We start from the raw sequence: 5000 nt of genomic DNA, 5'->3' as shown, positions 1-5000 counted from the left end.
AGTCCGCATCTTCACAGACAATTCTATTTCGCCGAGCCTCTCTCCGAGACAGCGCCCAGATCGTTACGCCTTTCGTGCGGGTCGGAACTTACCCGACAAGGAATTTCGCTACCTTAGGACCGTTATAGTTACGGCCGCCGTTCACCGGGGCTTCAGTCGCCAGCTTCGCTTACGCTGACCAGCTTCCTTAACCTTCCGGCACTGGGCAGGCGTCAGCCCCCATACATCGTCTTGCGACTTAGCGGAGACCTGTGTTTTTGGTAAACAGTCGCCTGGGCCTCTTCACTGCGACCACCTTGCGGTGGCACCCCTTCTCCCGAAGTTACGGGGTCATTTTGCCGAGTTCCTTAGAGAGAGTTACCTCGCGCCCCTCGGTATTCTCTACCACCCCACCTGTGTCGGTTTCGGGTACAGGCCATGATGCCTTAACGGGTATAGGGCTTTTCTTGGAAGCATGACGTCACCAACTTCGCTGCCGTAGCAGCTCGCACTCACGCCTCAGCTCAAACCGTTTTCGCCGGTTCTCAACGCCTCGAACGCTTGGACCAGTAACCAACATCTGGCTTGGCTAGCCTTCTCCGTCCCCCTTCCCAAAACATCACAGGTACAGGAATGTTGACCTGTTGTCCATCGACTACGCCTTTCGGCCTCGCCTTAGGTCCTGACTAACCCTCCGCGGACGAGCCTGCCGGAGGAACCCTTAGGGTTTCGGGGCATGGGATTCTCACCCATGTTTTCGCTACTCAAGCCGACATTCTCACTTCCATGTAGTCCACGCCCGCTTACGCTAACGCTTCACCCCGCATGGAACGCTCCCCTACCATTAAACAAGTTTAATCCGCAGCTTCGGTACAATGCTTAGCCCCGTTCATTTTCGGCGCAGGATCGCTCGACCAGTGAGCTATTACGCACTCCTTTGAGGATGGCTGCTTCTAGGCAAACCTCCTGGTTGTCTGGGCAATCCCACCTCCTTTATCACTCAGCATTGATTTGGGGACCTTAGCTGGCGGTCTGGGCTGTTTCCCTTTCGACCATGGAGCTTATCCCCCACAGTCTGACTGCCTAGTTACACACAGGGTATTCAGAGTTCGTATCGATTTGGTACCGCTCTCGCAGCCCGCACCGAAACGGTGGCTTTACCCCCCTGCTGGAGCACTAGACGCTACGCCTCAACGTATTTCGGGGAGAACCAGCTAGCTCCGGGTTCGATTGGCATTTCACCCCTAACCACAGCTCATCCGCTGATTTTTCAACATCAGTCGGTTCGGACCTCCACTTGGTATCACCCAAGCTTCATCCTGGCCATGGTTAGATCACCCGGGTTCGGGTCTATAAACACTGACGATCGCCCTATTCAGACTCGCTTTCGCTATGGCTCCACCATTCCCGGTTTAACCTGCCAGTGCCTATAAGTCGCCGGCTCATTCTTCAACAGGCACACGGTCACCCGATTAGTCGGGCTCCCATTGCTTGTAAGCTCACGGTTTCATGTTCTATTTCACTCCCCTCCCGGGGTTCTTTTCACCTTTCCCTCGCGGTACTGTTTCGCTATCGGTCACACAGGAGTACTTAGCCTTACGAGGTGGTCCTCGCAGATTCACACGGAATTTCACGTGCTCCGTGCTACTCGGGATACAGCTAGGCCAACTTTGTTTTCGAATACGGGGCTTTCACCCTCTGTGGCGCGCCATTCAAACGCTTCTTCTAACTCTGTTGGTCCACATTGCTGTCCCACAACCCCGATGCTCGGAAGCATCGGTTTAGGCTCTTCCCCGTTCGCTCGCCGCTACTCAGGGAGTCGTTTTTACTTTCCTTTCCTCCAGCTACTAAGATGTTTCAGTTCGCTGGGTTGGCTCGTGCCGCCCTATGGATTCAGGCGGCCGTTCTAAGGGTTGCCCCATTCGGAAATTCCCGGATCAAAGCGTGTTTCCAGCTCCCCGAGACTTATCGCAGGTAACCACGTCCTTCATCGCCTCTGTGTGCCAAGGTATCCACCGTGAGCCCTTTGTAGCTTGACCAATTTCAACTCCCAGTCCTTCAGGCTGTTGAGGCCTATTCTCTCTAGATTCACCTACACTTAATACTCAAATCTCTTTGAGCACCTAATGCGGTTTGAATGCCAGGATCAAACTCCCAAACCCTCGGCGGGCTCAGAAGAAAACTGGAAGCTCTCGGCTCTAAAAACTCAATAGAATTTTCTTGATACCAACTTTAAGCCCCATCCATTGCTGGATGAAACTCAAGCCGAATCAAGCATCCATGAGATGCTTTATTTCCAGACTTTACCTATGCAGTTGTCAAGGTTCTGCTGACATTCAAACAGCCCTGTCTCCAGGGCAGGATTGAATCCAGCGTCTTTTCAACTAAACTTACTAACCAGGCATCTGGTTAACTCATTAAGAATGAAAAGAAGCTGAAATCTTCAGCGAACAACAGTCAAGATCACAAACACAGCTAAACTCCTTACCGCAAAACTTGCAGTTACAGATTGAGGGATGAGCATCATTATTGGATGGAGGTTAGCGGACTCGAACCGCTGACATCCTGCTTGCAAAGCAGGCGCTCTACCAACTGAGCTAAACCCCCAAACACGAATGGGCCATCCTGGACTTGAACCAGGGACCTCACCCTTATCAGGGGTGCGCTCTAACCACCTGAGCTAATGGCCCAGGAGCTCTCGCCGCAACCTAGCTCGCCTTTCGACTTGCCAGATCAAACACAAATAATAAAATTCGTGCTCTCGGCTTTACCCGCTGTGGGGTGACCTAGACAAAGTTTAGGAACTGAAATTAAGACCTTCATCTCCAAACTGATTTCTCAGTTCTTCTTGAATTCTCAAATTGAGGCACCGATCGACCTTAGAGATGACAGAATCATGGCCTGAGAATAAATTACTCAGACATCACAATTAGTTATTGTATCCCTGTTAGGAGGTGATCCAGCCGCACCTTCCGGTACGGCTACCTTGTTACGACTTCACCCCAGTCATCAGCCCCACCTTCGGCATCCTCCTCCACAAGGGTTGGAGTAACGACTTCGGGCGTGGCCAACTTCCATGGTGTGACGGGCGGTGTGTACAAGGCCCGGGAACGTATTCACCGCAGTATGCTGACCTGCGATTACTAGCGATTCCTCCTTCACGTAGGCGAGTTGCAGCCTACGATCTGAACTGAGCCACGGTTTATGGGATTTGCTAGCTCTCGCGAGTTTGCTGCCCTTTGTCCGTAGCATTGTAGTACGTGTGTAGCCCAGGATGTAAGGGGCATGATGACTTGACGTCATCCACACCTTCCTCCGGTTTATCACCGGCGGTCTCTCTAGAGTGCCCAACTTAATGCTGGCAACTAAAGACGTGGGTTGCGCTCGTTGCGGGACTTAACCCAACATCTCACGACACGAGCTGACGACAGCCATGCACCACCTGTCACTGCGCTCCCGAAGGCACTTCCAAGTTTCCAAGGAATTCGCAGGATGTCAAACCCTGGTAAGGTTCTTCGCGTTGCATCGAATTAAACCACATACTCCACCGCTTGTGCGGGCCCCCGTCAATTCCTTTGAGTTTCACACTTGCGTGCGTACTCCCCAGGCGGAACACTTAACGCGTTGGCTACGACACCGAGGGGGTCGATTCCCCCGACACCTAGTGTTCATCGTTTACGGCCAGGACTACAGGGGTATCTAATCCCTTTCGCTCCCCTGGCTTTCGTCCATGAGCGTCAGTTATGGCCCAGCAGAGCGCCTTCGCCACTGGTGTTCTTCCCGATATCTACGCATTTCACCGCTACACCGGGAATTCCCTCTGCCCCTACCACACTCTAGTCTTACAGTTTCCATCGCCGAAATGGAGTTGAGCTCCACGTTTTAACGACAGACTTGTAAAACCGCCTGCGGACGCTTTACGCCCAATAATTCCGGATAACGCTTGCCACTCCCGTATTACCGCGGCTGCTGGCACGGAATTAGCCGTGGCTTATTCATCAAGTACCGTCAGATCTTCTTCCTTGATAAAAGAGGTTTACAGCCCAGAGGCCTTCATCCCTCACGCGGCGTTGCTCCGTCAGGCTTGCGCCCATTGCGGAAAATTCCCCACTGCTGCCTCCCGTAGGAGTCTGGGCCGTGTCTCAGTCCCAGTGTGGCTGATCATCCTCTCAGACCAGCTACTGATCGAAGCCTTGGTGAGCCTTTACCACACCAACTAGCTAATCAGACGCGAGCTCATCCTCAGGCGAAATTCATTTCACCTCTCGGCATATGGGGTATTAGCGGCCGTTTCCAGCCGTTATCCCCCTCCTGAGGGCAGATTCTCACGCGTTACTCACCCGTCCGCCACTAACCCGAAGGTTCGTTCGACTTGCATGTGTTAAGCACGCCGCCAGCGTTCATCCTGAGCCAGGATCAAACTCTCCGTTGTAGTTCACGTCCTATCGGCTTTCGCCTCAACCTGAATTGCTTCTCACCCGCTTTGACCCACTGGCGCAGGTCTCACAGTTGGAGCCCCTTCCTCTGACAGAAGGTTTCAAAGAGTGCATTCAGAAATTTCTTTCCTCTTGACTTTCCCGAATCCCAGATCCGGTCGCGCTCGCCTCTCCCATCGGCACACCAGCTCCTGTTCCCTCGTGAGAAGGCAACAAAAACCAACCAACAGGCGCGTCACGCTTGTTCTTTTTTGACGGGACCTCACACCTTCACTGCTATTTCCGTCACTAGCTGATCTCTCAGCTAATTAAACCAAAGCTCCAACACCCTCCCTCTCAGGTGGCGCAGGCTCCTTTGATCCGTGACGCAGTGAAAGCGTCAGTTCCTAAACTTTTTAGTTGTCCAGGTGCTTCCGCTTCCTCCCCCTCTCGGGAGTTCTCGGCGGAACGTCGCCTCTCAGCGACTCAGAAAACTTACAACACCGTCGGCTCTCGCCTTCTTCGTCGTAAGCCTGCTCGCTTCGGGATCTTCCCCCTTGCGCGCAGTCCAAAAACATATCACCTCTTACCCCCTTCTGGCAAGGA

Annotated in this window: 2 tRNA genes and 2 rRNA genes (1 of these 4 running past the window's edge); all 4 read right to left on the bottom strand. The window is 53.1% G+C overall.

From position 1 onward, the window contains the following. A 23S ribosomal RNA gene (locus KBZ22_RS00020) occupies window positions 1-2018 on the bottom strand; it reaches 858 nt to the left of the window's first position. Window positions 2019-2513: 495 nt separating this feature from the next. Further along, a tRNA-Ala gene (locus KBZ22_RS00015) sits at window positions 2514-2586 on the bottom strand. A 9-nt stretch (window positions 2587-2595) separates the two neighbouring features. After that, window positions 2596-2669 (bottom strand) — tRNA-Ile (locus KBZ22_RS00010). Between the two features lie 257 nt (window positions 2670-2926). Further along, window positions 2927-4411: ribosomal RNA gene (locus KBZ22_RS00005) — 16S ribosomal RNA — on the bottom strand. The 16S and 23S rRNA genes sit together here with 2 tRNA genes alongside, the layout of an rRNA operon. Between the last annotated feature and the right edge of the window lie 589 nt (window positions 4412-5000).

The sequence above is a fragment of the Cyanobium sp. L1E-Cus genome (assembly GCF_024345755.1).
In the GTDB taxonomy this organism is placed as follows: domain Bacteria; phylum Cyanobacteriota; class Cyanobacteriia; order PCC-6307; family Cyanobiaceae; genus Cyanobium_A; species Cyanobium_A usitatum.
Note: the sequence above shows the minus strand (reverse complement) of the source record. Positions and strands in the feature narration are given on the sequence as shown.